24 protein-coding genes are annotated in these 25,598 nt (G+C 65.2%); 14 read left to right on the forward strand and 10 right to left on the reverse strand.

What is annotated here, in order from left to right; all coding sequences use genetic code 11:
• Positions 1 to 3: 3 nt before the first annotated feature.
• From rpoH to ftsY, 4 genes are all read right to left on the reverse strand, one after another.
• Positions 4 to 858: an RNA polymerase sigma factor RpoH gene (gene rpoH, locus GYB81_RS16615; protein ID WP_024309858.1), complete on the reverse strand. Its 855-nt coding sequence runs from the start codon at positions 856 to 858 to the stop codon at positions 4 to 6.
• A gap of 144 nt (positions 859 to 1,002) precedes the next feature.
• Positions 1,003 to 2,019, reverse strand: a complete 1,017-nt coding sequence (gene ftsX, locus GYB81_RS16620) for a permease-like cell division protein FtsX (RefSeq protein ID WP_106733324.1) — start codon at positions 2,017 to 2,019, stop codon at positions 1,003 to 1,005.
• A complete protein-coding gene (gene ftsE / locus GYB81_RS16625) occupies positions 2,019 to 2,687 on the reverse strand; it encodes a cell division ATP-binding protein FtsE (RefSeq protein WP_013717545.1) in 669 nt (222 codons plus the stop codon). The genes ftsX and ftsE overlap by 1 nt, the downstream gene beginning before the upstream one ends.
• Complete coding sequence (gene ftsY, locus GYB81_RS16630) at positions 2,684 to 3,970, reverse strand: signal recognition particle-docking protein FtsY (protein WP_161866073.1); 1,287 nt, start codon at positions 3,968 to 3,970, stop codon at positions 2,684 to 2,686. Before ftsY ends, ftsE begins: the two co-directional genes overlap by 4 nt.
• 142 nt (positions 3,971 to 4,112) lie before the next feature.
• On the opposite strand from ftsY, the gene GYB81_RS16635 reads away from it, so the two are divergent.
• From GYB81_RS16635 to GYB81_RS16655, 5 genes are all read left to right on the forward strand, one after another.
• Positions 4,113 to 5,480, forward strand: a complete 1,368-nt coding sequence (locus GYB81_RS16635; protein ID WP_161866074.1) for a M16 family metallopeptidase — start codon at positions 4,113 to 4,115, stop codon at positions 5,478 to 5,480.
• Positions 5,477 to 6,937: a M16 family metallopeptidase gene (locus GYB81_RS16640; RefSeq protein WP_161866075.1), complete on the forward strand. Its 1,461-nt coding sequence runs from the start codon at positions 5,477 to 5,479 to the stop codon at positions 6,935 to 6,937. Before GYB81_RS16635 ends, GYB81_RS16640 begins: the two co-directional genes overlap by 4 nt.
• A complete protein-coding gene (gene rsmD, locus GYB81_RS16645) occupies positions 6,937 to 7,539 on the forward strand; it encodes a 16S rRNA (guanine(966)-N(2))-methyltransferase RsmD (protein ID WP_161866076.1) in 603 nt (200 codons plus the stop codon). The genes GYB81_RS16640 and rsmD overlap by 1 nt, the downstream gene beginning before the upstream one ends.
• Complete coding sequence (locus tag GYB81_RS16650; RefSeq protein WP_041769597.1) at positions 7,536 to 7,754, forward strand: hypothetical protein; 219 nt, start codon at positions 7,536 to 7,538, stop codon at positions 7,752 to 7,754. The genes rsmD and GYB81_RS16650 overlap by 4 nt, the downstream gene beginning before the upstream one ends.
• Before the next feature lie 85 nt (positions 7,755 to 7,839).
• Positions 7,840 to 8,823, forward strand: a complete 984-nt coding sequence (locus GYB81_RS16655) for a hydrolase (RefSeq protein ID WP_161866077.1) — start codon at positions 7,840 to 7,842, stop codon at positions 8,821 to 8,823.
• Positions 8,824 to 9,086: 263 nt separating this feature from the next.
• Here the strand turns inward: GYB81_RS16655 and GYB81_RS16660 are convergent, their stop codons facing one another.
• Entirely contained in the window at positions 9,087 to 9,746 is a 660-nt protein-coding gene (locus GYB81_RS16660; RefSeq protein WP_161866078.1) for a TetR/AcrR family transcriptional regulator, read from the reverse strand.
• 210 nt (positions 9,747 to 9,956) lie between these two features.
• Between GYB81_RS16660 and GYB81_RS16665 the strand changes: the two genes are divergently transcribed.
• The 7 genes from GYB81_RS16665 to ggt all read left to right on the forward strand — a co-directional run bounded on the left by GYB81_RS16665 (position 9,957) and on the right by ggt (position 16,938).
• Positions 9,957 to 11,387, forward strand: a complete 1,431-nt coding sequence (locus tag GYB81_RS16665) for a coniferyl aldehyde dehydrogenase (protein ID WP_161866079.1) — start codon at positions 9,957 to 9,959, stop codon at positions 11,385 to 11,387.
• A gap of 42 nt (positions 11,388 to 11,429) precedes the next feature.
• Positions 11,430 to 11,975 carry a twin-arginine translocation pathway signal protein gene (locus tag GYB81_RS16670; RefSeq protein WP_148119185.1) on the forward strand — a complete coding sequence of 182 codons (546 nt, stop codon included), beginning with the start codon at positions 11,430 to 11,432 and terminating at the stop codon, positions 11,973 to 11,975.
• A gap of 263 nt (positions 11,976 to 12,238) precedes the next feature.
• On the forward strand, positions 12,239 to 13,831 hold the full coding sequence (locus GYB81_RS16675; RefSeq protein ID WP_161866080.1) for a GMC family oxidoreductase: 1,593 nt from the start codon (positions 12,239 to 12,241) through the stop codon (positions 13,829 to 13,831).
• Position 13,832: 1 nt separating this feature from the next.
• Positions 13,833 to 14,204 (forward strand): phosphopantetheine adenylyltransferase, encoded by a 372-nt coding sequence (locus GYB81_RS16680; protein WP_161866081.1) that lies wholly within the window; start codon positions 13,833 to 13,835, stop codon positions 14,202 to 14,204.
• Positions 14,205 to 14,281: 77 nt separating this feature from the next.
• Positions 14,282 to 14,764 (forward strand): pantetheine-phosphate adenylyltransferase, encoded by a 483-nt coding sequence (coaD, locus tag GYB81_RS16685; RefSeq protein WP_024309875.1) that lies wholly within the window; start codon positions 14,282 to 14,284, stop codon positions 14,762 to 14,764.
• Positions 14,765 to 14,919: 155 nt separating this feature from the next.
• Positions 14,920 to 15,171: a YfhL family 4Fe-4S dicluster ferredoxin gene (locus GYB81_RS16690; RefSeq protein ID WP_004373873.1), complete on the forward strand. Its 252-nt coding sequence runs from the start codon at positions 14,920 to 14,922 to the stop codon at positions 15,169 to 15,171.
• A gap of 108 nt (positions 15,172 to 15,279) precedes the next feature.
• Positions 15,280 to 16,938 carry a gamma-glutamyltransferase gene (gene ggt, locus GYB81_RS16695; RefSeq protein ID WP_161866082.1) on the forward strand — a complete coding sequence of 553 codons (1,659 nt, stop codon included), beginning with the start codon at positions 15,280 to 15,282 and terminating at the stop codon, positions 16,936 to 16,938.
• A gap of 89 nt (positions 16,939 to 17,027) precedes the next feature.
• Here the strand turns inward: ggt and GYB81_RS16700 are convergent, their stop codons facing one another.
• The 5 genes from GYB81_RS16700 to GYB81_RS16720 all read right to left on the reverse strand — a co-directional run bounded on the left by GYB81_RS16700 (position 17,028) and on the right by GYB81_RS16720 (position 21,809).
• On the reverse strand, positions 17,028 to 18,863 hold the full coding sequence (locus GYB81_RS16700; RefSeq protein ID WP_161866083.1) for a Na/Pi cotransporter family protein: 1,836 nt from the start codon (positions 18,861 to 18,863) through the stop codon (positions 17,028 to 17,030).
• A 93-nt stretch (positions 18,864 to 18,956) separates the two neighbouring features.
• Positions 18,957 to 19,295: a multidrug transporter gene (locus GYB81_RS16705; protein WP_161866084.1), complete on the reverse strand. Its 339-nt coding sequence runs from the start codon at positions 19,293 to 19,295 to the stop codon at positions 18,957 to 18,959.
• Between the two features lie 76 nt (positions 19,296 to 19,371).
• On the reverse strand, positions 19,372 to 19,950 hold the full coding sequence (locus GYB81_RS16710; protein ID WP_024309879.1) for a lysophospholipid acyltransferase family protein: 579 nt from the start codon (positions 19,948 to 19,950) through the stop codon (positions 19,372 to 19,374).
• Between the two features lie 78 nt (positions 19,951 to 20,028).
• The gene (gene mutM, locus GYB81_RS16715) at positions 20,029 to 20,841 is read right to left on the reverse strand and encodes a bifunctional DNA-formamidopyrimidine glycosylase/DNA-(apurinic or apyrimidinic site) lyase (RefSeq protein WP_161866085.1); all 813 of its coding nucleotides are present in this window, start codon (positions 20,839 to 20,841) and stop codon (positions 20,029 to 20,031) included.
• 101 nt (positions 20,842 to 20,942) lie between these two features.
• Positions 20,943 to 21,809 (reverse strand): HDOD domain-containing protein, encoded by an 867-nt coding sequence (locus tag GYB81_RS16720; protein ID WP_161866086.1) that lies wholly within the window; start codon positions 21,807 to 21,809, stop codon positions 20,943 to 20,945.
• A 138-nt stretch (positions 21,810 to 21,947) separates the two neighbouring features.
• Here GYB81_RS16720 and GYB81_RS16725 point away from each other — a divergent pair, with 138 nt between their 5' ends.
• Both GYB81_RS16725 and ilvD read left to right on the forward strand, forming a co-directional pair.
• Positions 21,948 to 23,147, forward strand: coding sequence for a class I SAM-dependent rRNA methyltransferase (locus GYB81_RS16725; protein WP_161866087.1), 1,200 nt, complete (start codon positions 21,948 to 21,950; stop codon positions 23,145 to 23,147).
• A gap of 471 nt (positions 23,148 to 23,618) precedes the next feature.
• A complete protein-coding gene (gene ilvD, locus GYB81_RS16730) occupies positions 23,619 to 25,457 on the forward strand; it encodes a dihydroxy-acid dehydratase (RefSeq protein WP_161866088.1) in 1,839 nt (612 codons plus the stop codon).
• Positions 25,458 to 25,598 lie beyond the last annotated feature (141 nt).

Here is a 25,598-nt window from a genome sequence, read left to right on the forward strand (position 1 = left end):
GGCTCAGGCGGCGATACAGCCCTTGAGCTTGTTCATGGCGTTCTTCTCGAGCTGGCGTATACGCTCGGCCGAGACGTTGTACTTGGCGGCCAGGTCGTGCAGCGTCGCCTTCTCTTCGGCCAGCCAGCGCTGGTAGAGAATGTCGCGGCTACGCTCGTCCAGGCTTTCCAGCGCTTCGTGCAGGTTGCTGCTGGAGCTGTCGCTCCAATCGGCATCCTCGAGCTGGCGAGCCGGGTCGTAGCGGTGATCTTCCAGATAATGCGCGGGCGACTGGAAGGCGCTGTCGTCGTCGGCATCGGCTGCCGGGTCGAAGGCCATGTCCTGGCCGGTCAGGCGACTTTCCATCTCGCGCACTTCGTGCGGCTCGACACCCAGGCTTTCCGCTACCGCGGTGACTTCATCGTTGTTCAGCCAGGCCAGACGCTTCTTCTGGCTGCGCAGGTTGAAGAACAGCTTGCGCTGCGCCTTGGTGGTGGCCACCTTGACGATGCGCCAGTTCTTCAGGATGAACTCGTGGATCTCGGCACGAATCCAGTGCACTGCGAAGGACACCAGACGCACACCCATTTCCGGGTTGAAGCGCTTGACCGCCTTCATCAGGCCGACGTTGCCTTCCTGGATCAGGTCGGCCTGGGCCAGACCATAACCGGAGTAGCTGCGGGCGATATGCACCACGAAACGCAGGTGGGCCAGCACCATCTGGCGGGCGGCCTCGAGGTCCTGCTGATAGTAGAGATTTTCGGCCAGTTCACGCTCCTGCTCGGGCGTCAGCAGCGGGATGCTGTTGACCGCATGCACGTAAGCTTCCAGGTTGGCGCCTGGAACAAGGGCATGAACAGGTTGCAAGGAAGTGGACATTCGAATCCTCCGATTCACGAAACTCGTGCAGTGTAGCACTGCGCTATCTGATTAAGAGCCTGTGGATAAGTTCCCTGTCAGATAGTCAATATCAACCAAAACAATGACTTGTCAGCTCGCGTTCAGCCGTATCGAGCAGCGCCCTTAGCGGGGCGCCAGTTCGTTCAGATGACGCGCCACTGCCAGCCAGGCGCCAATATAGCCCAACAGCACGGCGCCAAGCAGCAGCGAAAAACCGTCGGACGAAGGTACGCCACCCAGGGCGAAATCGCTACCGTAAAGTCCGGCCAAACGTACTACAGCATCGTTCAGCCAATCCAGCCCGAAGGCCAGCAGCAACCAGGCGAAGATGCCGGCACCGAAACCGTACAACGCGCCCATATAAAGGAAGGGACGTCGCACGTAGCCATCGGTTCCACCTACCAGCTTGATCACCTCGATCTCGGCGCGGCGATTCTCGATGTGCAGGCGGATGGTATTACCGATCACCAGCAGCAGCGCCAGGATCAGCAGCAGGCTGAGACCGAAGACGAAGCGATCACCCAGTTTGAGGATGGCAGTCAGACGCTCGACCCAGACCAGATCGAGCTGTGCCTGCTCCACCTTGGGCAGCTCCGCCAGGCGCTGGCGCAGGGCTTCGAGCTTGGCCTTGTCGACTTCCTTCGGCGTGACCAGGACCACGCCTGGCAGCGGGTTCTCCGGCAGTTCCTTGAGCGCCTGGCCCAGGCCGGAGAGCTGCTGGAACTCTTCCAGCGCCTGCTCGCGGCTGATCCACTCGGCGTCGGAAACATCATCCATCGCCGCGATCTGCTCGCGCAGCGCCTGACCATCGCGCTCACCGGCGGACATGTCGAGAAACAGGGAAATCTGCGCGGCGCGCTGCCAGGAGCCGCCGAGCTTCTCGACGTTGTCCAGCAGCAGCGACAGGCCCATGGGCAGGCTCAGCGCCACGGCCATCACCCAGCAGGTGAAGAAGCTGCCAATGGGCTGACGGGCCAGGCGGCGCAGACTGTCCACCAGGCTGGCGCGATGGCTCTCCAGCCAGGCATGGAACAGCGTGCGGAAATCCGGCTCGTCGGCCGGGCCGTCCACCACCTTGTTGCGCGGCGCCGCGCCGACACGCTCGGCCGGTTGCGGGGTGGGCATCTTCGATGCGCTCATCAGGCAGCCTCCCCATCACCGATCAGGCGACCGCGTTGCAGGGTGAGCATGCGCTGGCGCATGCGCGCGATCAGCGCCAGGTCGTGGCTGGCGATCAGCACCGTGGTACCCAGCTGGTTGATGTCCTCGAACACGCCCATGATCTCGGCAGCGAGGCGCGGGTCAAGGTTACCGGTGGGCTCATCCGCCAACAGCAGGGCCGGCCTGTGGACGATGGCGCGGGCGATGCCAACGCGCTGCTGCTGACCGGTGGACAGATCCCCCGGCGCTTGCGCGGCCTTGTCGCTGAGGCTGACGCGCTCCAGCGCGGCGCCGACTCGCTTGGCGATCTCCGGCTTGGACAAACCGAGAATCTGCAGCGGCAGGGCGACGTTGTCGTAGACCGTGCGATCGAACAGCAGTTGGTGATTCTGGAACACCACGCCGATCTGCCGACGCAGGAAGGGAATCTGCGCGTTGGTGATGGTCGACAGATCCTGCCCGGCCAGCAGCAACTTGCCGCTGGTGGGCCGCTCCATCGCCAGCAGCAGGCGCAGCAGCGTGCTCTTGCCGGCACCGGAGTGGCCGGTGACGAAGAGAAATTCGCCGGGGCGAACGCGGAAGGTCAGCTCGTGCAGCCCGACATGGCCATTGGGGTAACGCTTGGCGACCTGCTCGAATCGGATCATCCGCGCTCACGCTCCTCGAAGAGTGCCTGGACGAAAGCCTGCGCCTCGAACGGACGCAGATCATCGATACCTTCACCCACGCCAATGTAGCGAATCGGCAGGCCGAACTGCTTGGCCAGGGCGAAGATGACGCCGCCCTTGGCGGTGCCGTCGAGTTTGGTCAGCGCCAGGCCGGTGAGGTTCACCGTCTGGTTGAACTGCTTGGCCTGGCTGATGGCGTTCTGCCCGGTGCCGGCATCGAGCACCAGCAGCACTTCGTGCGGCGCCGTCTCGTCCAGCTTGCCAATCACCCGACGGACCTTCTTCAGCTCTTCCATCAGGTTGTCCTTGGTGTGCAGGCGCCCGGCGGTATCGGCGATCAGCACGTCGATACCGCGGGACTTGGCGGCCTGTACCGCATCGAAGATCACCGAGGCCGAGTCGGCGCCGGTGTGCTGGGCAATGACCGCGATGTTGTTGCGCTCGCCCCAGACCTGCAGCTGTTCAACGGCGGCAGCGCGGAAGGTATCGCCGGCAGCGAGCATGACCTTCTTGCCGTCTTGCTGCAGCTTCTTGGCCAGCTTGCCGATGGTGGTGGTCTTGCCCACGCCGTTGACGCCGACGACGAGGATCACATAGGGCTGCTTGGCGCCGTCGATCACGAGCGGCTGCTCGACCGGCTTGAGCAGGCTGACCAGCTCTTCCTGCAGTGCCTTGTACAGCGCACCGCTGTCGGCCAGCTCCTTGCGCGCCACGCGCTTGGTCAGGTTGCCGATGATGGTGGTGGTCGCCTCGACGCCGACGTCGGCGGTAAGCAGGCGGGTTTCCAGATCGTCGAGCAGATCGTCGTCGATGGCCTTCTTGCCGAGGAACAGGCTGGCCATGCCTTCGCCGAGACTGGCGCTGGTCTTGGACAGGCCCTGCTTGAGACGGGCGAAGAAGCCGGGCTTTTCCTGCGTGGCCGGCGCGGCGACAGGCGCCGGCGCAGCCGCCACCGGAGCGGCCTCGACGATGGGCTCGGCTACGACGGGCGGCGGTTCGACGACCGCAGGTGCGGCAACCGGAGTTTCGGCAATGAGCGGTTCAGGCTGCGGCGCTGGGGCTGGCGCGACGTCAGCCGCTACCGGCAAGGCTTCGGGCTCAGAGGTCGACGGCTCGGCGGGCGCAGGCTTGGCCGGCTCCGCAGCTGTCTCTGCCGGCTTCTTGCGCCACCAGCTGAACAGGGATTTCTTTTCTTCGGTCACAGGCGGGGTCTGCGCGCCAGCCTCGGCCGGCGACTTCTTGTCGTCATTGGAACCAAACATGGGTCGCTTGCATCTCAGGGGAGCGAACGCTAACAGGCTGTAAAGCCTTGCCGCGCCGCCCCGGAAAAGGATGGGGTATCCTAGCACCTCTTCGCCCGCCGGCGGTACGACCGCCCAGGCTATCCGACAGGTCTGACTTTTGATGAATGCAATTGCCCGCCGTTCCCTCGGCCTGCTGTTCGGCGCCCTTTGCGTGCCACTCGCGGCCTTCGCTTCTCCCGCTCAACCCACCCACGAATTCGAACTGGACAACGGCCTGAAGGTTATCGTCCGCGAGGATCACCGCGCGCCCGTGGTGGTCAGCCAGCTCTGGTACAAGGTCGGCTCCAGCTACGAGACGCCCGGCTCCACCGGCCTGTCCCACGCCCTGGAACACATGATGTTCAAGGGCAGCCGCAAGTTCGGCCCCGGCGAAGCCTCGCGCATCCTGCGCGAACTGGGCGCCGAGGAAAACGCCTTCACCAGCGACGACTACACCGCTTACTACCAGGTGCTGGCCAGCGACCGCCTGGGCGTGGCGCTGGAGCTGGAAGCCGACCGCCTCTCCAACCTGAAACTGCCGGCAGACGAGTTCGCCAAGGAAATCGAGGTAATCAAGGAAGAGCGCCGCCTGCGCACCGACGACCGCCCTTCCTCGCTGGCCTTCGAGCGCTTCAAGGCCATGGCCTACCCGGCCAGCGGCTACAGCATCCCTACCATCGGCTGGATGGCCGACCTGGACCGCATGCACATCGACGAACTGCGCGCCTGGTACCAGAAGTGGTACGCGCCGAACAACGCTACCCTAGTGGTGGTCGGCGACGTCAGCGTGGACGAGGTCAAGAGCCAGGTGCAGCGTTACTTCGGCGACATTCCGCGCCGCGAGGTGCCGACCGCCAAACTGCCGCTGGAGCTGGCCGCAGCGGGTGAGCGACGTACCACCCTGTATCTGAAGACCCAACTGCCCAATCTGATCATGGGCTTCAACGTGCCGGGCCTGGCCACCGCCGAAACGCCGCGCCAGGTCTACGCCCTGCGCCTGGCCGCCGCCCTGCTCGACGGCGGCTACAGTGCACGCCTGTCGACCCGCCTGGAGCGCGGCGAGGAGCTCGTCTCCGGCGCCAGCGCCTGGTACAACGCCTTCACCCGCGGTGACAGCCTGTTCATCCTCTCGGCCACGCCCAATGTGCAGAAAGGCAAAACCCTGGAGCAGGCCGAAGCCGGCCTGTGGCGCGAACTGGAGGAACTGAAGAAGGCCCCGCCGTCCGCTGCCGAACTGGCGCGCGTACGCGCCCAGGTCATCGCCGGCCTGGTATTCGAGCGCGACTCGATCACCAGCCAGGCCACCGGTATCGGTCAACTGGAAACCGTCGGCCTGTCCTGGCAGTTGATCGACCAGGAACTGGCCGAACTGGAAGCCGTGACCCCGGCGGACATCCAGCAGGCCGCCCGTACCTTCTTCGTTCGCGACCGCCTGAGTGTCGCCCACGTTCTGCCCGAAGAGTCCCGCAATGAGGAGTCCCGCCCATGAAGACTGAGCAACGCCGTCTGGGCCTGCTCGGCCTGGTCCTGTCCACCGCCCTGGCACTGGGTGCCTGCGCCAGCCTGTCCGACAGCACGGCAACCGGCGACGCCGCCAAGCTGCAGTCGCTGGCTGCGCTCGACGACAAGGCGCCATTGCGCCGCACCCTGGATATCCAGACCTGGCAAACGGCTCAGGGCGCCAAGGTGCTGTTCGTCGAAGCTCATGAGCTGCCGATGTTCGACCTGCGCCTGACCTTCGCCGCCGGCAGCAGCCAGGACGGCGGCGTGCCGGGGCTGGCCACCCTGACCAATGCCATGCTCAACGAAGGCGTACCGGGCAAGGACGTCGGCGCCATCGCCGCCGGTTTCGAAGGGCTCGGTGCCGAGTTCGGCAACGGCGCTTACCGCGACATGGCCGTGACCAGCCTGCGCAGCCTGAGCGCTCGCGAACAACGTGAACCTGCACTGGCGCTGTTCGCTGATGTGCTGGGCAAGCCCACCTTCCCTGCCGATTCGTTGGCGCGGATCAAGAACCAGTTGCTCGCCGGCTTCGAGTTCCAGAAGCAGAACCCGGGCAAGCTGGCCAGCCTGGAGCTATTCGAGCGCCTGTACGGCCAGCATCCCTATGCCCATCCCAGCGACGGCACGGCGCAATCGATTCCGGCCATCACCCGCCAGCAGTTGCAGGCTTTCCATGCCCGCGCCTATGCCGCCGGTAATGCCGTGATCGCGCTGGTTGGCGACCTGTCTCGTGCCGAGGCCGAGGCCATCGCCAATCAGGTATCAGCCGCCCTGCCGCAAGGCCCGGCCCTGGCGAAGATAGCCCAGCCGCAAACGCCCAAGCCCGGCACCAGCCATATCGAATACCCGTCCAACCAGACCCATCTGATGCTTGCTCAGTTGGGCATCGACCGTCGCGACCCGGACTATGCAGCGCTGTATCTGGGCAACCAGATTTTCGGTGGTGGTGGCTTCGGCACCCGTCTGATGAGCGAGGTGCGCGAGAAGCGTGGCCTGACCTACGGCGTCTACTCCGGCTTCAGCGCCATGCAGGCACGCGGCCCGTTCATGATCAACCTGCAGACCCGTGCCGAGCTCAGCCAGGGTACCCTGGCACTGGTCAAGCAACTGCTGGCCGACTATCTGCGAGATGGGCCGACCCAGCAGGAACTGGACAACGCCAAGCGTCAGCTGGCCGGCAGCTTCCCACTGTCCACCGCAAGCAATGCCGATATCGTCGGCCAGCTGGCCTCGATGGGCTTCTACGACCTGCCGCTGAGCTACCTGGATGACTTTATGCGTGACGTGCAGAACCTCACCACCGAGCAGGTGAAAGCGGCGATGGCCAAGCACCTCGACCCCGAGGCGCTGGTGGTGGTTACTGCCGGCCCGACCGTGCCGCAGAAGGAGCTGCCGCCGCCCACCGACCGCCCGGCCGAGCTGCCCAGCACGGTGCCGCACTGATGCGCGGTCGCGCTCCGCAAAAACCCGCCGCGGGCAAGGCCCACGGCGGCCAGGGCCAGTTGCGCATCATCGGCGGGCAATGGCGCTCGCGGCGCTTCGCCTTTCCTGACGGCCCGGGCCTGCGCCCGACCCCGGACCGGGTGCGCGAAACGCTGTTCAACTGGCTGGCGCCCTATGTCGAGGGCGCCCATGTGCTCGACCCTTTCGCCGGCAGCGGCGCGCTGCTGCTCGAAGCACTGTCGCGCGGCGCTGCCAGCGGCCTGGCCTGCGACCTCAACCCGGCGTCGGTGGCTGCGCTGCGCGGGCATCTGGCGACGCTGCAGTGCAGCGCCGGCGAAATCCAGCTGGGCGACGCCCTGCAACTGTTGGCCCGGCCGGCGCCGCGGCGCTTCGATATCGTCCTGCTCGATCCGCCGTTCCACAAGGATCTGCTGCAAGGCGCCTGCGACCTGCTGGAAGCTCAGAACTGGCTGGCCGACGACGCCTGGATCTACACCGAAAGCGAAACCGCGCCCTCGACGCTGGGCCTGCCCGGCAACTGGCGCCTGCATCGGGAGAAGCACACGGGTCAGGTGCATTACGCGCTGTGGCAGCGTGGATGAAGGACTTTATCTACGCCCACCTGCCCTACCTGCTGCTGATCGCACTGGCGCTGCCGGTGCTGCTCAGCCAGCAGGAAATTCCGCTGAATTTGAATCGCACGATACTGTTGGAGCATCAGCAAGGTATCGTCATCGGACTTACCAATCAGCGTATCGTCGCGTTACTGGTATTGGCCTGGTGCGCTTGGCGCATACTCCGCAAGCGCCGACGCTGAATAGCTCCGTAGCCTGGATGAAATCCAGGGCCACCATTCCCGGATTGCATCCGGGCTACGTCTACTGCCGACGATCGACTGCACCATGAACACTGACTTTCGCCCCGCCTGGTGGCTCCCCGGCCCGCATCTGCAGACGCTGTGGAACCCCTTCTGCCGCAAGCCGCCGCAACTGGAACGGCCACGCGAACGGCTGTGGCTGGACCATGGCGACTTTCTCGACCTCGACTGGTACGGCCCGCATGACGCCCACGCGCCGCTGGTGCTGGTGCTGCATGGCCTGACCGGCAGCTCCAATTCGCTCTACGTGCTCGGCCTGCAACAGGCCCTGGCTGCGCGCGGCTGGGCCAGCGTGGCACTGAACTGGCGTGGCTGCTCCGGTGAACCGAACCTGCTGCCGCGCGGCTATCACTCCGGCGCCAGCGAGGATCTGGCTTCAGCGGTCGCCCACCTGCGCGCGCAACGGCCGATGGCGCCGCTGTACGCCGTCGGCTATTCGCTGGGCGGCAACGTGCTGCTCAAGTATCTGGGCGAAAGCGGCGCGCAGAGCCAGCTGCAGGCAGCGGTGGCGGTGTCGGTGCCGTTTCGTCTGGATCAATGCGCCGACCGCATCGGCCTGGGCTTCTCGCGGGTTTACCAGGCGCACTTCATGCGCGAGATGGTTGCCTATGTCAGCAACAAGCAGCGCCTGTTCACCGAGCAGGGCCACAGCGAGCGCCTGTCGGTGCTGGAGCGCCTCGGCCCATTGGACGGCATGCGTACCTTCTGGGACTTCGACGGGCGCATCACCGCGCCGCTGCACGGCTTCGCCGATGCCCACGATTACTACCGGCGCGCCTCCAGCCGCTTCTACCTGGGCGACATTCGCACGCGCACGCTGATCATCCAGGCCGAAGACGATCCCTTCATCTTCCGTCACAGCCTGCCCGAGGCCAGCGAGCTGGCTCCCGGTACCGAGTTCGAACTACATGCCAAGGGCGGGCATGTCGGCTTCGTCGAAGGCAGCCCGCGCCGTCCTGCTTATTACCTGGAAAGACGAATTCCGCAGTGGTTGGCGAACCTCGGGTAAACGCGGCTGAAGCCGCTCCTGCGCAGGCGGCAAGAACCGTAGTCCGGATAAAGTCCGGGAAGACGCGACAAAGGCCCTTACGGATTGCAAGCGGGCAAGGCAGTCGCTGCAGATCGTGAGAGGCGCTTCAGCGGCGAAAAGCTCACGGCTAAAGCCCCTCCTACCGAGCCGCGAAGTCGTAGCGCCGATGAAATCCGCGAATGCTCCGGCACAGCTCCCCGGATTGCATCCGGGCTACACCGCATCCGGCGGCACCGAACCGCTCACCCCAGCACCTGCTCCAGCGGCACATGCAGGCGATCATACAGCGCCTCGACCGCCGCACGCGCCGAAGGCGCGATATAGCCGCCCTCCAGCGCCAGCACCTGGTAGATGCCGCGACGCAGCATGTCCTGGCTGAGGTTGTCCGGGCTGGCACCCGCCGTGCAGAGAAAGCGCACCCAGGAGGTCATGATGATCCAGGCGTTGAGCGTCAGCGCCTCGATCTGCGCCGGGGTCATCAGCAGGATGCCGGCCTCGACGAACCCCTGGTAGATCGACTGCGCCCCCACCAGGCAGCGCCGGGCGAAGGCGCGGTAACGCGCGGCCAGCTCGGCGTCGGATTCCAGCAGGTGCTCCAGGTCGCGGTGCAGGAAGCGGTAGTGCCACATCGCCGCCAGCAGCGCCTCCAGATAGAAGGTCTTGTCTTCCACCGTCAGCGCGCGGCCTTCGGGACGGCGCAGAAAGCTGTCGACCTGCGCTTCGTACTGGGCGAACAGCTCGGCGATGATCATCTGCTTGTTGCGGAAGTGGTAATACAGATTGCCCGGCGAAATGCCCAGGTGCGCGGCGATATGGTTGGTGGTGACGTTGCGCTCGCCCTGGCCGTTGAACAGGGCCAGGCTCTCGGCAACGATGCGGTCGCGGGTCTTGGGTGGCGCCATGACGCAGCTCGATCTCGACTTCAAAAGTGGCAAAGGTACAGGCGAAACAGCCGAAGTGTTACCCCTCGACGCATCTCAAATGCTGCCGCTGGCCTTTGGTTAGGGTGCGACTCAGGCAGCGACGCGGCATCCTATTTGACACATTAGAGTAATTGCTCTAGAAATCCAGCACAGTCCCAAGCAGCCCGCTGGAACGTCGAGGAGAAACCCATGGTCGCCGACATCGCCTATCTGCAGCAGAGCCAACAGCAGATCAACCAGCTGGACGCCACCTTCGCCCTGCAGCGCGCGGCCTTCGCCGCCAACCCGATGCCGTCGGCCGAGCAGCGCATCCAGTGGCTGAAATCCCTCAGCGAACTGCTGACCGAGCAGCAGGATGCGCTGATCGCGGCGATCTCGCGGGACTTCAGCAATCGCTCGACCGACGAGACCCTGCTCGCCGAGCTGATGCCCAGCCTGCATGGCATCCATTACGCGTCCAGGCGCATCAGGAAGTGGATGAAGCCCTCGCGGCGCAGCGTCGGCCTGCAGTTCATGCCCGCCGCGGCCAAGGTCGTCTACCAGCCGCTGGGCGTGGTCGGCATCATCGTGCCGTGGAACTACCCGCTGTTTCTCGCCATCGGCCCGCTGACCGGCGCGCTGGCCGCCGGCAACCGGGTGATGATCAAGATGAGCGAGTTCACCCCGGCCACCTCGCAGCTGGTCAAGGACCTGCTGGCGCGCATCTTCCCCGAGGACCTGGTCAGCGTTGCCCTGGGCGAGGCGGAAGTCGGCATGGCCTTCTCCAGGCTGCCGTTCGACCACCTGCTGTTCACCGGCGCCACCAGCATCGGTAAGCATGTGATGCGCGCCGCCGCCGAGAACCTGACCCCGGTGACCCTGGAGCTGGGCGGCAAGTCGCCAGCCATCGTTTCCGCCGACGTGCCGCTGGAGCACGCCGCCGAGCGCATCGCCTTCGGCAAGACCCTCAACGCCGGGCAGACCTGCGTGGCGCCTGACTATGTGCTGGTGCCGCGCGATCGCGTCGACGGTTTCGTCAGCGCCTACCGCGACGTCGTGCAGCGCTTCTACCCGCAGCTCAAGGACAACCCCGACTACACCGCGATCATCAACGAGCGCCAGCTGGCCCGCCTCAACGGCTACCTGCAGGACGCCCAGGCCAAGGGCGCGCGCATCGTCCCGATCTACCCCGAAGCCCAGGGCCGGCGCCTGCCGCAGAGCCTGGTGCTGGACGTCAACGACGACATGAAGCTGATGCAGGACGAGATCTTCGGCCCGCTGCTGCCGGTGGTGCCCTACGAGCGAATTGAAGACGCCTTCGCCTACGTCAACGCGCGGCCCCGGCCGCTGGCGCTGTACTACTTCGGCTACGACAGGCGCGAGCAGCAGCGCGTGCTGCACGAGACCCATTCCGGCGGCGTGTGCCTGAACGACACCCTGCTGCACGTGGCGCAGGACGACATGCCGTTCGGCGGCATCGGCCCCTCCGGCATGGGCCATTACCACGGTCACGAAGGCTTCCTGACCTTCAGCAAGGCCAAGGGCGTGTTCATCAAGCAGCGCTTCAACGCCGCGCGGCTGATCTACCCGCCCTATGGCAAGGCGATCCAGAAGCTGGTCTACAAGCTGTTCGTACGCTGAACAACGCGGGCAGCGCCCGTTTTACGCCTGGTGACAACAACAATGAACGACACCACCCTCAACGCGCCGCAGCTGTCGCGGCGCAATCTGCTCAAGGTCGGCCTGCTGGGTACGGCGCTGCTCGGCACTGCCGGGCTGACCGCCACCCTCAGCGGCTGCTCGGCCAGCACGCCAGCCAATGGCTACCTGATCCTGCGCAGCAGCGACCTGCCCTTTCTGCGCGCACTGATCCCGGTGATGCTCGACGGCGCCGTCAGCGCCGAGCAGATGCCGCAGGCCATCGACGGCACGCTGAAGAGCCTCGACACCAGCCTGGCGCACCTGTCGCCGGAGATGCTCAAACTCACCGTGCAGCTGTTCGACGTGCTCGCCCTGCCCATCACCCGCGGCCCGCTGACCGGGGTCTGGGGCAGCTGGGACAACGCCAGCGCCGATGACGTGCGCAACTTCCTCACGCGCTGGCAGAACAGCAGCCTGAGCCTGCTGCGCATGGGCCACGCCTCGCTGCTGCAACTGGTGATGATGGCCTGGTACAGCCGCCAGGAGGCCTGGGCGCATTGCGGCTATCCGGGGCCGCCCACCGTATAAGGGCTGATTCGTAGGGTGGGCCGAGCGGCGATCCACTTCAGCCACCAACAGAGACAGCTTGGTGGGCTGAAGCCCACCCTACCAATGGAATTTAGCTAGCCGCGGTTATCAGAATGAGGCCTCTGAAACCGTAGCGAGCGGTTCGAGTGCAAGGAAGGCTCGCAGCACGTGGCGAGGCTGTCTGCAGTACGCCGAGCCACGGGCGAGAACCTGACGCCGCAATCGGATCGCGTAGTAGGTTTCAGTGACTCCGAGGAAAAACAATGCCTGTACCCGATTTGTTCAAGCAAGGCCTGGCCAGGGGTTGGAAGACATATGACGGTTCGCGCCTGGAAAACGACCTGACGCTGGAAGCCGATGTCGCCATCGTCGGCAGCGGCGCCGGTGGCGGCACGACGGCGGAAATCCTCAGCGTCGCCGGTTACAAGGTGCTGCTGATCGAGGAAGGTCCGCTCAAGACCAGCGACGACTTCAAGATGCGCGAGGCCGATGCCTACCCGAACCTCTATCAGGAAGGCATCGGCCGCATGAGCAAGGACGGCGCCATCACCATCCTGCAGGGCCGCGCCGTTGGGGGCACCACGCTGATCAACTGGACCAGCAGCTTCCGCACGCCGCCGCAGACCCTGACGCACTGGGCCGAGGTGCATGGGGTGAAGGGCCATGACGTCGCGTCCATGGCGCCCTGGTTCGAGAAGATGGAGCAGCGCCTGGGCGTGGCGCCCTGGGCGGTGCCACCGAATGCCAACAACGAGGTGCTGCGCAGCGGCTGCGACAAGCTCGGCTATCACTGGGCGCCGATCCCGCGCAATGTGCGCGGCTGCTGGAACCTCGGCTACTGCGGCATGGGCTGCCCGACCAACGCCAAGCAGTCGATGCTGGTCACCACCATCCCCGCCACCCTCGACGCCGGCGGCGAGCTGCTCTATCTGGCGCGCGCCGACAAGCTGCTGATCGAAGGCGACAAGGTGGTCGGCATCGACTGCCTGGGCATGGACGAACGCTGCGTGGCGCCCAATGGCAAGCGCATCCGGGTCAAGGCGCGGCACTACGTGCTGGCCGGTGGCGGCATCAACACCCCCGGCCTGCTGCTGCGCTCCAATGCGCCCGACCCGCACCAGCGCGTCGGCCGGCGCACCTACCTGCACCTGGTGAACTTCTCCGCGGCGCAGTTCGAGCAGGTCATCAACCCCTTCTACGGTGCGCCGCAGTCGGTCTATTCGGATCATTTCCAGTGGGACGACGGCACCGACGGACGTCTCTCCTACAAACTGGAAGTGCCGCCGCTGCAACCGGCACTGACCGCCACCCTGCTCGGCGATTTCGGCCGCGAGAACGCCCTGCGCATGGCGCAGCTGCCGCATACCAACGTGATGCTTGCCCTGCTGCGCGACGGCTTCCACCCGGATTGCGCCGAAGGCCGCGTGGAGCTACGGGGCGACGGCAGCCCGGTGCTCGATTACCAGATGACCGATTACACCTGGGACGGGGTGCGCCGTGCTTTCCTGACCATGGCGCAAATCCAGTTCGCCGCCGGCGCCAAGGCGGTGATGCCGACCCATGCCGATGCACGTTACGTCGGCAGCTGGAAGGAGGCCCGGGACATGATCGAGAACCTCGACCTGGCGCTGTACCGCACCCGCCTGGGCAGTGCCCACGTCATGGGCGGCTGCGCCATGGGCGAGGATGCGCAGCAGGCGGTGGTCGACAGCCTCGGCCGCCACCACCACCTGGCCAACCTGTCGATCCACGATGGTTCGCTGTTCCCCACCAGCATCGGCGCCAACCCGCAGCTGTCGATCTATGGCCTGACTGCCAAGCTCGCCACCCTGCTGGGCGAACGCCTGAGGGCCTGAGGTGAGCAAGCTGATCGCCGTTCTGCTGCTGGTGGCCGGCGTTATCCATCTGCTGCCGCTGGTCGGCGTGCTCGGGGGTGAACGCCTCAATGCACTGTACGGCATCGCCCTGGACGAGCCCAACCTGCAGATCCTCATGCGCCACCGCGCCGTGCTGTTCGGCCTGCTCGGCAGCCTGCTGGTGGCCGCAGCCTTCATCCCGGCGCTGCGCAGCGCGGCACTGATCGGCGGGCTGATCAGCGTGCTCGCCTTTCTCCTGCTGGCATGGAGCGCGCCCGTCTACAACGAGGCTCTGCGCCGTGTGGTGATCGCCGACTGGATCGCCCTCGCCTGCCTGCTGCCTGCGCTGCTGCTGCATCTGCGCAGTGACTGAGCTTTCGTCGCGCTTGGCCGCAAGGGAAACGCTGCGCTACCATCCGCGACTCTTGCCGCCTCGAACAGGACGAAGCGATGAATCGAGTGTTGTACCCGGGTACCTTCGACCCCATCACCAAAGGCCATGGCGATCTGGTCGAACGCGCCGCGCGACTTTTCGATCACGTCATCATCGCCGTTGCCGCCAGCCCCAAGAAGAACCCGCTGTTCCCGCTGGAACAACGCGTCGAGCTGGCCCGTGAAGTGACCAAGCACCTGCCGAATGTCGAAGTGGTGGGTTTCTCCTCGCTGCTGGCGCACTTCGTCAAGGAACAGGGCGCCAACGTGTTCCTGCGCGGCCTGCGCGCGGTGTCCGACTTCGAGTACGAGTTCCAGCTGGCCAACATGAACCGCCAGCTGGCGCCGGATGTGGAAAGTCTGTTCCTCACTCCGTCGGAAAAGTACTCCTTCATCTCCTCGACCCTGGTTCGCGAGATCGCGGCCCTGGGCGGCGATATCTCCAAGTTCGTGCATCCGGCCGTCGCCGACGCACTCAACGCGCGCTTTCAAAAAAGCTGAAGAGCACTTGTGGGAGGCGCTTCAGCGGCGACTGTCGCGGCTAAAGCCCCTCCCACAGATGCAGCACGGGCGCATGACACAAGCTGCACCAATCCGGCACAATTCGCGCATCGTTGTCTGCCAGTGTCTCGGCGTCGCCGCGACAGGAGTTACCCATGTCCCTGATCATCACCGACGATTGCATCAACTGCGACGTCTGCGAACCCGAGTGCCCCAACGGCGCCATTTCCCAGGGTGAGGAGATCTACGTGATCGACCCCAACCTGTGCACCGAGTGCGTCGGCCATTACGACGAGCCGCAATGCCAGCAGGTCTGCCCGGTGGACTGCATTCCGCTCGACGAGAACAACGTCGAGAGCAAGGATGAACTGATGCAGAAGTACCGCATCATCACCGGCAAGGCCTGAGGCTTCCGAGGAGGCCGGCGGCCTCCTGCTTTCTCCGCGCCCGTTGCCCCCTCGCCCGAGCGAGGCTGTTAAGCTGCAAGCTTCCTTCAGCCGCCTCTGGTAGATCGCATGTTGCGCAAACTCCTGCTATCGACCCTGCTGCTCGGCGCCAGCCTGCTGGCTCAGGCCGCTCCGCAGCAACCCGCCATTGCCACTGCCCACCCCGCCGCCACCGCTGCAGCGCAGCAGATGCTCGACGCCGGCGGCAATGCCTTCGACGCAGCCGTAGCCGCCAGCGCCGCCCTGGCGGTGGTCGAGCCCTATGGCTCCGGCCTGGGTGGTGGCGGCTTCTTTCTGTTGCGCACTGCTGGCGACGCCCCCGGTTACGACTTCCTCGACGCCCGTGAGCGCGCGCCACTGGAGGCCAAGCCGGACCTCTATGTCCGCGAAGGCAAGGTGCAGCGCGAGTTGTCGCTCAATGGCGCGCTGGCCGCTGCCATTCCAGGGCTGCCGGCAGCATTGGTCGAGCTGGCCGAGAAGCACGGCCGCCTGCCCCTGAAAGCCAGCCTGGCTCCGGCGATTCGCCTGGCCAGCGAGGGCTTTTCGGTGGATCGCGTCTACCGCGAACGCGCGACCTGGCGCCTGTCGGCGCTGCGCGATGATCCCGAGAGCGCCAGGCTGTTCCTCGACCAGGGTGAAATCCCCGGCGAAGGCCATCTGCTGCGCCAGCCCGATCTCGCCGCCACCCTGCAAGCACTGGCCGCGCACGGCCGTGGAGGTTTCTATTCAGGGCCGGTGGCGGAGCGCCTGGTGACCGGTGTGCGCCATGCTGGCGGTATCTGGACTCTGGACGACCTTCGCGAGTACCGCATCGTTCATCGCGCGCCGCTGCGTTTCGCCCTCGAAGACGGCCGCGAGCTGATCAGCGCACCGCCACCCTCAGCAGGCGGCGTGGCCCTGGCGCAGAGCCTGGCGATGCTTGCTCAACTGCCCTGGCGCGACGCCGAGCCGGTGCAGCGCGTGCATTACGTGGTGGAGGCGCTGCGCCGCGCTTATCGTGATCGCGGCCTGTTGGGCGACCCGGACTTCGTCAGGAATCCAGTGGATCAATTGCTCTCGCCCGGGCACCTGGCCGTACTCGCCGGCAGTATAGAGACGGAGCAGGCCACACCCAGCGCCAGCCTGCCGCCGGCCGGCACCTGGCATGAAGGGGACCACACCACGCACTTCGCCGTGCTCGATGCAGAAGGCAACGCAGTCGCCGCCACGCTGTCGATCAACCTGCCCTTCGGCGCGGCCTTCACCGTGCCCGGCACCGGTGTGCTGCTCAACGACGAGATGGACGATTTCGCTGCCGACGTACAGGGCGCCAACGCCTATGGTCTGGCCGGCAGCCAGGCCAATGCCATAGCCGGCGGCAAACGTCCGCTGTCGTCCATGAGCCCGAGCTTCATCGAAAGCAGCGATGAATTCGCCGCCTTCGGTACACCGGGCGGCAGCCGCATTCCGAGCATGGTGCTGCTGTCGATGCTCGAGTACCTGGACGACCAGCCCGTCGAGCGCTGGCCCGCAGTGGCACGCTACCATCACCAGTTCATGCCCGATGTGATCGAGCACGAGCCGGATACCTTCAGCGACCAGCAGATCGCCGAGCTGCAGGAACGCGGCTACGCACTCAAACGCCTGGATCGGCCGTACGGCAACCAGCAGGTGTTGTTCTGGGACAAGGTCAGCGGCGAGGTGCAGGCCGCCAGCGACCCGCGCGGGATAGGTGAAGCGACGCCCTGATGCGCATCGACCGCAGGTGACCGTACCCCGGATGCAATCCGGGGAAACTGCACAACCGCTCCCGGATTTCATCCGGGCTACGCCTTGTGTCAGGAGAGCCGGATCAGGCTCTCCTGCTCATCACCGAACTTGCGCAGCTCACGGAACAGCGCCTGCTCGCTACCCAGCATCAGCACGTTGCGCAGGCTCTGGAAGATGCGGCTGGCATAGCCCAGATCGTTCATCAGCGAGCTGGTCTGCAGGCCATCGAGGTGGCCGTAACGCACCTCACTGAACAGACGCTGGCGGAACTGTGCATCGAAGGTCGCTGCCTGCTCGTCCAGCCAGGCCAGACGCGAACGCCAGGCCTCATCCTCCAGCTCGGCGCGGGCCAGTTCACGCAACTCGTGCAAGGCCAGCAACAGGTGGCGGCGCAATTCGACATAACAGGTGCGTGCGCCCGAAGGCGGCTGCTCCAGGTAATGGCCGAGGTTCTTCTGCAGATGCTTGGCATCCTTGACCGCGTCCACCAGTTGCAGTGCCGCCAGCTGGCAACTGACCCAGAACTGCTGGTGTGCTTCGTCCATGGGCAGTTCCATACGCCCCATGAAGCTCAGCAGATCGCCGTACACGCCCTTGATATGACGGCGATAGAGCTGGTCGGCGTCGAATCCCGCCTGCGCGGGTCTGGCCTGCAGCAACTGTTCGTCCGCCCTGGCCTGCGCCAGCTGATCCACCGGCAGGTAGAGCGCATGGCAGATCACCTCCAGGCTCAGGCGGCCAAGATGCCCGAGCTCCTGCACCACCGCGACGGACGCCGACTCCACCGAGTCCAGCGCACGCTCGTTGAGATAACGCGCCTGGGTCGGCTCGGGCTCGGCCACCTGCGCAGGCGCCACCTCGGCGATCAGTACCTGCGGCTCGGCCCGCTCCGGCAGCCAGCGAATCAACAACTGCGCCAGGCGCCCCTGCAACGGCCAGAACAGCGCCACGCCCATGGCGTTGAACAGGGTATGGAACATCGCCAGCTGGATCAGGCTGTTCTCGCCCAGGCCCAGTGGCTCGGCCAGGGCATGCACCAGCCAGGTCAGCGGGCCGAGCAGACAGAAGGCGAGCAGGCCGGTGCTGATGTTGAACAGCACATGGGCCAGGGCCAGGCGCTGGCCGCTGCGATTGCCGCCGAGCGAGCCGACGAAGGCGGTGGTGACGCTACTGCCGATGTTCGAGCCGATGGCGATGGCCAGGCTCTGCCCCAGCTCCAGTTGACCGCTGGCCAGCGCGGCCAGGGTCAGCATCAAGGTGGCATGGCTCGATTGCAGCACCACGGTGATGGCCATGCCGATGGCGGTGAACAGCAGCGCCCCGCGCCAGCCGCCCTCCTGATAGCCGGTCATGTCCAGGCCGTCGCCGAAGCTGGCGAAGCCTTCCTTGATCTGGTCGATGCCGAGAAAGATGAAGGCGATTCCCAGCACGATGCGCCCGGCCGCCTTGCTTCTCGGGCCGAAGAAACCGGCCAACACGCCGAGCACCAGCAGCGGCAACGCCAGTGGGCTGAGGCTGAGGTTCTGCCCGGCCATTGCCAGCAGCCAGATACCGCTGGTGGCACCGAGATTGGCGCCGAAGAGGATGGCGATACCGCCGGCCAGCTGGATAAGCCCGGTACTGATGAAGGCGATGGTCAGCAGCGACACCAGGGTGCTCGATTGCAGCAGCAGGGTGCCGCCGACACCGAACAGCAGGCTCTTGAAGGGGGTCGAGGTACTGCGTCCGAGCACCTGCTCCAGCTTGCTGCCCGCCAGCTGGCGCAGGCCTTCTTCCAGGCACTGCATGCCGAACAGGAAGATCGCCAGGCCCGCACACAGCTGCAGCCAGCCCTCGCTGAACCAGAATGACGCCAACAGTCCCAGCACCATCAGCAGCAGCATCACCCAACGCAGGTACTTCATCACCAACACGTCATCCTTTCAGTGGTGCCAAAACGCAAACGGCCTCTCGCTCCGTTGGGAGCGAGAGGCCGCAAACGGCACGCCGACGGCGAATCAGTCGCGCTTGTAGCCGCTGCTGGTGCAACCCAGGCAGCGCACGAAGGCTTCTTTGCCTGGCTCGACCACCAGCGATTGGGCGGCCTCGCCGACATTGCCGCCCAGTGCGGTGAACGGCAGGCTGACGATGAAGGCCGCGGCGCCGATGGCGGTTGCGCCGATCAGCAGCGGGCGGGCGATGACCAGATCACCGACCATGGCGTAACCCTTGGGGGCCTCGACGGTGTAGAGCGGATCACCGCTGACGTTCTGCTGAACCACTTCCGCCTGCGCCGATAGCGCCAGCAGGCCAGAGGTCAGCGCCAGGACAGCAGCGGAGGTGCGGAACGCTTTCATGGATCGATCCTTCAGATTATTCGGGAAAGTGCCAGTAACTATAACAGCGCATTGGTAATTGTCAGCGTGACGGACGTCAATCGCCATGAAAGGCGTAGTCCGGCTTTTTCGGCACATAAGGGCGAAAGAACGCCAGAATGGCAGTCAGATCGGCTTTCTCATCACCCGTCGGCTGGAAGGTCGGGCCGATCACTACACGGCGGTTCTGGTAATCCAGCGCGCCCAGCACTATGGGTACGCCGGCGCCCAGCGCGATATGGTAGAAGCCCATCTTCCAGCGCTCGACCTTCTTGCGCGTGCCTTCCGGCGACAGCACCAGGATGAACTGATCATGCTCGCGAAAGGCCTGCACCGCCTGCTCGACGGTGTTGAGCTTGCGATCGCGACGGATCGGGATGCCGCCCCAACTGCGCATCAGGCCGCCGAAGGGCCAGCGAAAGATGCTGTGCTTGCCGAACCAGCGGGCGTTGAGGCGTAGCACGAACTTCAGCGCGATGAAGATCACGAAGTCCCAGTTGGAGGTGTGGTGGGCGCCAATGGCGACGAACTTGTCGAGCTTCGGCAGCTCGCCCTCGATCCGCCAGCCCATCAGTTTCAGCACGCTGCGCCCCAGCCATTCGGCGGCCGGATTGCGTGGCAGGTAGTTACCGGACATCGATCAAACCTCGGTATTTTCTTGTTTTTATGCCGGAGGGCGGGCGACCCGCCCTAAGGTTCGCCCGTCAGCCGTTTTTCAACGTTGACACTTGGGACAGTACACACTCGCCCGCTGCCCCAGCTTGACCTCACGCAGCGTGCTGCCGCAGACCTTGCAGAACTCGCCGCCGCGGCCGTAGGCGAACAGCTCCTGCTGGAAGTAGCCGGGCTGGCCATCGCCGCCGACGAAGTCGCGCAGGGTCGTGCCGCCTCGCTCGATCGCATGGGCGAGGATGCGCTTGATCTCCTCGGCCAGGCGCAAGTAGCGTGCCCGCGAGATCGACCCGGCTTCGCGGCGCGGATCGATACCGGCCGCGAACAGCGCCTCGGTCGCATAGATATTGCCCACGCCCACCACCACCGCGTTGTCCATGATGAAGGGCTTGACCGCCATGCTGCGCCCGCGCGACAGCTGGAACAGCCGCTCGCCATCGAACAGGCCGCCCAGGGGTTCTGGCCCGAGCCGGGCGAGCAGTTCGTGACGCAGCGGGTCCTCGCACCACAGCAGCGCGCCGAAGCGCCGCGGATCGGTGTAGCGCAGGGCCAGGCCGGACTCCAGTTCGATATCCACATGTTCATGCTTGGCCGCCGCCAGGCCGCACTCGACCAGGCGCAAGCTGCCGGACATGCCCAGATGGCCGATCAGACTGCCGACTTCGGCCTTGATCAGCAGGTACTTGGCGCGCCGTTCGACGCACTCGATACGCTGGCCGGACAGACGAATGTCCAGGTCCTCGGGAATCGGCCAGCGCAGGCGGCGCTCGCGCACGATCACGCGGCTGACGCGCTGACCTTCAAGATAGGGGGCAATACCGCGGCGGGTAGTTTCGACTTCAGGTAATTCGGGCATGGCAATACGGCAGAAGAACGGCGGTGCGCCACCTTAGCAGGAGCGGTGCGCCAAGCGGTAGCACGCACCGAAGCCCACACGCTGGCAACACCCTGCCAGGGTCAAAGTACGGTCAGATCGCGAATGCTTTCACGCAGGTTCTCGAAGTCGTATTCAGACAGCCCGACGTATTCGAGAATCGGCTGGGCGATGTACTGCCATTCCATGTCGACGGCCTGGCCACCCAATACGCGATGGGTCTCGCAGATATGCTCGGCCATCTTCAGGATGCCCAGCAGCGTCTTGAGCTGCGCGTCGCGCCCGGAGTCGTCGCTGAAGATCGACAGGGCATTGTGGTGGTTGGCGATGACCTCGCACAGGTGGCCGGGCAAACGCCAGGAACGCGCGGTGAAATAACCCACTACGGCGTGGTTGGTGGTCAGCAGACGGTTTTCGGTATCGACCACGCGACGCTCGTCGCTGGCGCTGGCATAGGCTTCCTCCAGCACCTGCATGTAGTTGGGGAAACGCTTGAGCATCAGCGGAATGCCGCAGTCATGGAACAGCCCAACGCTGTAGGCTTCGTCCGGCGACTGATAACCAAGGCGCTTGGCCAGGGTCAGGCAGGTCATGGCCACGTCCTGCGCGCTGTCCCAGAAGCGGTTGAGCACCAGTATCGCTTCGTCGGTCAGCTCGCCCTTGATCGACTGCGCATTGATCAGGTTGATCACCGTATTGCAGCCCAGCAGATTGACCGCCTGCTGGATCGAGGCGATGCGGTTGGCCAGGCCGAAATGCGGCGAGTTGACGATTTTCAGCAGCGCGCCGGACAGCCCCGGATCCTGGCTGATCAGCTTGGCGATGCTGCGCAGATCCGGGCTCGGCATGATCTGTTCCATCTGCAGATCGACCATGATCTGCGGTTGCGGCGGTACGCTGATCCCCTGCAGGACTTGCTGGATCTGTTCGGCGGTAAGTTCGTAAGTCATGGATGGACGATCATGCAGGGTGAGAATTAGCGCACAGTCTAGCCAAAGCTCAGGCACGCCCGCAGTCGACTTTTGTAACCGCCGGGTCTTCGTGCAAACCGCTATAATCCCGCTCTTTTCCCCGCGGAGCCCGAACTCATGTCTTCCCTGCCCAGTCTGCGCCTGAAAGCCAACGCCGACCGACGCCTGCGCGCCGGCCATCTGTGGGTGTACAGCAACGAGATCGATGTCGCCGCCACCCCGCTGCATGGCCTCAAAGCTGGCGACCAGGCCGTGCTCGAAGCGGCCGGCGGCAAGCCGCTGGGCATCGTCGCCATGAGCCCGAACAACCTGATCTGCGCCCGCCTGCTGTCGCGCGACGTCAAGCACGTGCTGGACAAGTCCCTGCTGGTGCATCGCCTCAACGTCGCCCTGAGCCTGCGCGAGCGCCTGTTCGACAAGCCCTGCTACCGCCTGGTGTACGGCGACTCCGACCTGCTGCCGGGCCTGGTGGTCGATCGCTTCTTCGACATTCTGGTAGTACAGCTGGCCTCGGCCACCATGGAGGCGCACAAGGATGACGTGCTCGCCGCACTGATCCAGGTGCTCAAGCCCAGCGGCATCCTGCTCAAGAACGACTCCAGCGCACGCGACGCCGAAGGCCTCGAGCGCTACGTGGAAACCGCCTACGGCGAGGTGCCGGAGTGGGTCGCACTGGAGGAGAACGGGGTGAAGTTCGAGGCGCCCGTGATCGAAGGGCAGAAGACCGGCTGGTTCTACGACCACCGCATGAACCGCGCGCGCCTGGCGCCCTACGTCAAGGGCAAGCGCGTGCTCGACCTGTTCAGCTACATCGGCGGCTGGGGCGTGCAGGCGGCCGCCTTCGGTGCCAGCGAAGTGTTTTGCGTGGACGCCTCCGGCTTCGCCCTCGACGGCGTGGAGCGCAACGCCACGCTCAATGGCTTTGCCGAGAAGGTCACCTGCGTCGAAGGCGACGTGTTCGCCGCCTTGCGTGAACTGAAATCCGCCGAAGAGCGCTTCGACGTGGTGATCGCCGATCCACCCGCCTTCATCAAGCGCAAGAAGGACATCAAGAACGGCGAGGCCGCCTACCGCCGTCTCAACGAAACCGCGATGCGCCTGCTCAACAAGGACGGCATCCTGGTCAGCGCCAGCTGTTCCATGCACCTGGACGAGGACAATCTGCAGAACATCCTGCTGACCAGCGCGCGCCATCTGGATCGCAACATCCAGCTGCTCGAACGAGGCGCCCAGGGCCCGGATCACCCGGTACACCCGGCGATCAACGAAACCCGTTACATCAAGAGCCTGACCGTACGCCTGCTGCCCAACAGCTGAGCCACCTGCACCTGCCGAGTGCGTTTCGGCAGGTGCGCTCTCCTGATCAGCTACGCTTGCCCGGCCCTCTGGCGTCGCCTTCCAGCGCCCTGCCGGCTTGTTATACCGACCTTTAACGCTCGTCACGAAGGGCGCTCACCAGCGTCGATTGGCGGCAGGCAACCTGCTCGCAGGCTTAGCGGATCACCAAGCAGCTCGCTGCAGGCCAAGGAAAAGGTTTGGGCGGCGTGCGCAGCGCATATGCGGCGCGGAGCCACCCCAGCTGCGACAGGCGACCATCAACCTTTCCCCGCCAGCCCTGGCGGGCGTAGAATCAGGCGATTCCTCGCCAGAAATCCTCCGGCGGGCCCGTGAGCCCCGGCCGTACGAACGGTGATCCCGTTTCGTCATGCAGCCTCCTGATACCGCGGCGATCTGCCGCTCGACGACGCTCACCGCACACACAACCGAATTAGCCGCAGGATCATCGTCATGCCCGATTACCGCTCGAAGACCTCCACCCACGGCCGCAACATGGCCGGCGCCCGCGCCCTGTGGCGCGCCACGGGGATGAAGGACGAAGACTTCAAGAAACCGATCATCGCCATCGCCAACTCCTTCACCCAGTTCGTGCCCGGCCACGTGCACCTGAAGGACCTGGGCCAGCTGGTCGCCCGCGAGATCGAGAAGCACGGCGGCGTGGCCAAGGAATTCAACACCATCGCCGTGGACGACGGCATCGCCATGGGCCACGACGGCATGCTTTATTCGCTGCCGAGCCGCGAGATCATCGCCGACTCCGTCGAGTACATGGTCAACGCCCACTGCGCCGACGCCATCGTCTGCATCTCCAACTGCGACAAGATCACCCCCGGCATGCTGATGGCTGCGCTGCGCCTGAACATCCCGGTAGTGTTCGTCTCCGGCGGGCCGATGGAAGCCGGCAAGACCAAGCTGGCCAACCATGGTCTGGACCTGGTCGACGCCATGGTCATCGCTGCCGACTCGACCGCGTCCGACGAGAAAGTCGCCGAATACGAGCGCAGCGCCTGCCCGACCTGCGGCAGTTGCTCCGGCATGTTCACCGCCAACTCGATGAACTGCCTGACCGAAGCCTTAGGGCTTTCCCTGCCGGGCAACGGCTCGACCCTGGCCACCCACAGTGACCGCGAGCAGCTGTTCCTGCGCGCCGGCCGCCTGGCCGTCGAGCTGTGCCAGCGCTACTACGGCGAGGGCGACGAGTCGGTGCTGCCGCGCAACATCGCCAACTTCAAGGCGTTCGAGAACGCCATGATGCTCGACATCGCCATGGGCGGTTCGACCAACACCATCCTGCACCTGCTGGCCGCGGCCCAGGAAGCCGAGGTGCCGTTCGACCTGCGCGACATCGATCGCCTGTCGCGCAAGGTACCGCAGCTGTGCAAGGTGGCGCCGAACATCCAGAAGTACCACATGGAAGACGTGCACCGCGCCGGTGGCATCTTCTCCATCCTCGGCGAGCTGGCCCGTGGCGGCCTGCTGCACACCGATGTGCACACCGTACACAGCCCCAACATGGCCGATGCCATCGCCCAGTGGGACATCACCCAGACTCAGGACGAAGCGGTTCACCACTTCTTCAAGGCTGGCCCTGCCGGCATTCCGACCCAGACCGCGTTCAGCCAGAGCACCCGCTGGCCGAGCCTGGACGATGACCGCGCCGAAGGCTGCATCCGCAGCGTCGAGCACGCCTATTCCCAGGAGGGTGGACTTGCGGTGCTGTACGGCAACATCGCCCTCGACGGCTGCGTGGTGAAGACCGCCGGCGTCGACGAGTCCATCCATGTGTTCGAAGGCACTGCCAAGGTGTTCGAGAGCCAGGACAGCGCAGTCAAGGGCATCCTCAATGATGAGGTGAAGGCCGGCGACATCGTCATCATCCGCTACGAAGGCCCGAAAGGCGGCCCGGGCATGCAGGAAATGCTGTATCCGACCAGCTACCTGAAGTCCAAGGGCCTGGGCAAGGCCTGCGCCCTGCTCACCGACGGTCGTTTCTCCGGCGGCACCAGCGGTCTGTCCATCGGCCACGCCTCGCCGGAAGCCGCATCGGGCGGCGCCATAGGTCTGGTCAATGACGGCGACAAGATCCTCATCGACATTCCCAACCGCAGCATCAACCTGCTGGTCAGCGATGAAGAACTGGCCGCCCGCCGCGCCGAGCAGGACAAGAAAGGCTGGAAGCCGGCGCAGCCGCGCGCGCGCAAGGTGACCACCGCCCTGAAAGCCTATGCATTGCTCGCCACCAGCGCCGACAAGGGTGCGGTGCGTGACAAGGCGATGCTCGACGGCTGATCGCTGCTGCACACGAAAGCCCGGCCACAGTGCCGTAATGGTGTTCACATAAGAAGCGGTCGAACGCGATAAGTCCCCTCGCCCCTCCGGGGAGAGGGTTAGGGAGAGGGGGAAATGGCAGTTCTGCGGTGTTTTCGGCCC

The sequence above is a fragment of the Pseudomonas yangonensis genome (assembly GCF_009932725.1).
GTDB classification, from domain to species: Bacteria; Pseudomonadota; Gammaproteobacteria; order Pseudomonadales; family Pseudomonadaceae; genus Aquipseudomonas; species Aquipseudomonas yangonensis.

Coding starts and splice junctions, on each gene's coding strand:
- GYB81_RS16705 (WP_161866084.1), bottom strand. CDS start 19,295: ATGAAAGCGTTCCGCACCTCCGCTGCTGTCCTGGCGCTGACCTCTGGC.
- mutM (WP_161866085.1), bottom strand. CDS start 20,841: ATGCCCGAATTACCTGAAGTCGAAACTACCCGCCGCGGTATTGCCCCC.
- GYB81_RS16670 (WP_148119185.1), top strand. CDS start 11,430: ATGAACGACACCACCCTCAACGCGCCGCAGCTGTCGCGGCGCAATCTG.
- GYB81_RS16725 (WP_161866087.1), top strand. CDS start 21,948: ATGTCTTCCCTGCCCAGTCTGCGCCTGAAAGCCAACGCCGACCGACGC.
- GYB81_RS16690 (WP_004373873.1), top strand. CDS start 14,920: ATGTCCCTGATCATCACCGACGATTGCATCAACTGCGACGTCTGCGAA.
- ftsY (WP_161866073.1), bottom strand. CDS start 3,970: ATGTTTGGTTCCAATGACGACAAGAAGTCGCCGGCCGAGGCTGGCGCG.
- ftsX (WP_106733324.1), bottom strand. CDS start 2,019: ATGAGCGCATCGAAGATGCCCACCCCGCAACCGGCCGAGCGTGTCGGC.
- GYB81_RS16660 (WP_161866078.1), bottom strand. CDS start 9,746: ATGGCGCCACCCAAGACCCGCGACCGCATCGTTGCCGAGAGCCTGGCC.
- rsmD (WP_161866076.1), top strand. CDS start 6,937: ATGCGCGGTCGCGCTCCGCAAAAACCCGCCGCGGGCAAGGCCCACGGC.
- GYB81_RS16720 (WP_161866086.1), bottom strand. CDS start 21,809: ATGACTTACGAACTTACCGCCGAACAGATCCAGCAAGTCCTGCAGGGG.
- ggt (WP_161866082.1), top strand. CDS start 15,280: ATGTTGCGCAAACTCCTGCTATCGACCCTGCTGCTCGGCGCCAGCCTG.
- rpoH (WP_024309858.1), bottom strand. CDS start 858: ATGTCCACTTCCTTGCAACCTGTTCATGCCCTTGTTCCAGGCGCCAAC.
- ilvD (WP_161866088.1), top strand. CDS start 23,619: ATGCCCGATTACCGCTCGAAGACCTCCACCCACGGCCGCAACATGGCC.
- ftsE (WP_013717545.1), bottom strand. CDS start 2,687: ATGATCCGATTCGAGCAGGTCGCCAAGCGTTACCCCAATGGCCATGTC.
- GYB81_RS16700 (WP_161866083.1), bottom strand. CDS start 18,863: ATGAAGTACCTGCGTTGGGTGATGCTGCTGCTGATGGTGCTGGGACTG.
- GYB81_RS16665 (WP_161866079.1), top strand. CDS start 9,957: ATGGTCGCCGACATCGCCTATCTGCAGCAGAGCCAACAGCAGATCAAC.
- GYB81_RS16655 (WP_161866077.1), top strand. CDS start 7,840: ATGAACACTGACTTTCGCCCCGCCTGGTGGCTCCCCGGCCCGCATCTG.
- GYB81_RS16635 (WP_161866074.1), top strand. CDS start 4,113: ATGAATGCAATTGCCCGCCGTTCCCTCGGCCTGCTGTTCGGCGCCCTT.
- coaD (WP_024309875.1), top strand. CDS start 14,282: ATGAATCGAGTGTTGTACCCGGGTACCTTCGACCCCATCACCAAAGGC.
- GYB81_RS16640 (WP_161866075.1), top strand. CDS start 5,477: ATGAAGACTGAGCAACGCCGTCTGGGCCTGCTCGGCCTGGTCCTGTCC.
- GYB81_RS16710 (WP_024309879.1), bottom strand. CDS start 19,950: ATGTCCGGTAACTACCTGCCACGCAATCCGGCCGCCGAATGGCTGGGG.
- GYB81_RS16675 (WP_161866080.1), top strand. CDS start 12,239: ATGCCTGTACCCGATTTGTTCAAGCAAGGCCTGGCCAGGGGTTGGAAG.
- GYB81_RS16650 (WP_041769597.1), top strand. CDS start 7,536: ATGAAGGACTTTATCTACGCCCACCTGCCCTACCTGCTGCTGATCGCA.